The 723-nt window shown below is 37.9% G+C and carries 1 protein-coding gene; it reads left to right on the top strand.

Translation table 11 applies throughout. The features are described from left to right. Positions 1–702: MFS transporter (locus KTHG_RS00050; RefSeq protein WP_139991779.1), on the top strand; the 702-nt coding region annotated here is incomplete at its 5' end. Between the last annotated feature and the right edge of the window lie 21 nt (positions 703–723).

The raw sequence follows: 723 nt of genomic DNA, 5'->3' as shown, positions 1-723 counted from the left end.
CTAGCACAAATTGATACACGCATGCCATTTTATGTAGCTGCGACACTTGGTTTTGTCGGGGCAGTAGGTTCCTTATTCGCCTTAAAGGAAAGCAATTATGTGGCAAGTGAAAAACAAGCGAATGGCAATACACAGCAATGGAAAAAACTTTTATTACCATCTTTTGCGATTCCCTTTGTCGTTATTTTTATTTCCTCGTTTGGCCTCGCAACCTATGAAACCGTGTACGGATTATTTTTAGATCATCAACTAAATTACTCAGCCGGAGATATTGCGACATTGCTAACCGTAAGTGGGATTGTCGGAGCGGTATTCCAGCTATTTTTATTTGATGGCTTAACACGTAAAATGGGCGAAATCAATTTGATTCGTATCAGCATGTTTATTGCAGCGCTCTTTATGATTTTTATGATTAAATCCAATTCCTATGCGGTCATTTTCTTCGTTACAATTGTTGTATTTTTAACATTTGATTTAATTCGTCCAGCACTGACGACGTATTTATCTAAAATTGCTGGCAATGAACAAGGCTTTGTTGGTGGCATGAACTCCATGTTTACGAGTATCGGTAATATTGCGGGACCTGCTATAGCCGGCATTTTATTTGATATGGAAGTGCATTTACCGTATTATTTTGCGATGATTGTGCTAGGTCTAAGTTTTATGATTACACTTGCATGGAAAAAACCAAAAGAGCTATAACATTCAAAAAGCCGGAATCGT

This window comes from Kurthia sp. Dielmo (assembly GCF_000307285.2).
Classification (GTDB): Bacteria; Bacillota; Bacilli; order Bacillales_A; family Planococcaceae; genus Kurthia; species Kurthia populi.
The sequence above is the reverse complement of the archived record's forward strand: the minus strand, read 5'-3'. Positions and strand labels throughout refer to the sequence as shown.